This is a genomic window from Microbacterium tumbae (assembly GCF_054780175.1).
On the sequence record NZ_BAAGWV010000014.1, the window covers coordinates 1 to 526 of the forward strand.

The 526-nt window shown below is 64.8% G+C and carries 2 protein-coding genes; both read right to left on the minus strand.

Translation table 11 applies throughout. From position 1 onward, the window contains the following. Positions 1–231, minus strand: a 231-nt coding sequence (locus ACYVGQ_RS18745; protein ID WP_460786205.1) for a hypothetical protein, incomplete at its 3' end; no start/stop codon positions are given. Positions 232–238: 7 nt separating this feature from the next. Continuing rightward, positions 239–526 (minus strand): hypothetical protein (locus ACYVGQ_RS18750; RefSeq protein WP_460786206.1); only part of this gene is annotated, 288 nt, incomplete at its 5' end.

Consider the following 526-nt stretch of genomic DNA (forward strand, 5'->3'; position numbering starts at 1 on the left):
TTTGGTGACGGCGGTCAGCGGCAGCGGCTGCCCGGTGCGTTCGGCGAGCCATCCGTGGAACTCTTCCCAGAGCGCCCAGTCGTTGGCGTAGCCGCGCTTCGTGTTGTGGGGGCGGATGGCGTCGAGGTGCTTCTCGGCGGCTTCTTCCATGGCGTGGAGGACGGCGAGCGTCGCCGGGTCGTAGACGGCGGGAGCAGAATCCGACTGGCGTGGGACAAGGGCTTCGCTCATAGTCGCCTCATCGGCCGTACCGAGCGTCGTTCAGCTCGGCCTCCTCGGCGGCCTGAAGCAATTCGATTGCCAAGCGGCGCGCGAGCTGGGGAGACAGGTCCCGGGTGAGGGCCCCGTGGGTGCTCTCCTCTGGAGCGAGTGCACATGCCAGCCTGACGGCGCCAACCTGAAGCGGCATGATCTTGATGATGGAGGGGTGATCCTCGGAGTATCCGGCCATGCGCAATTGTACCGTTTTTTCGCCCTCGATATGGCATGTTATCGAGAGTGAGAGACGCCAACCCGGGTCCGTCAT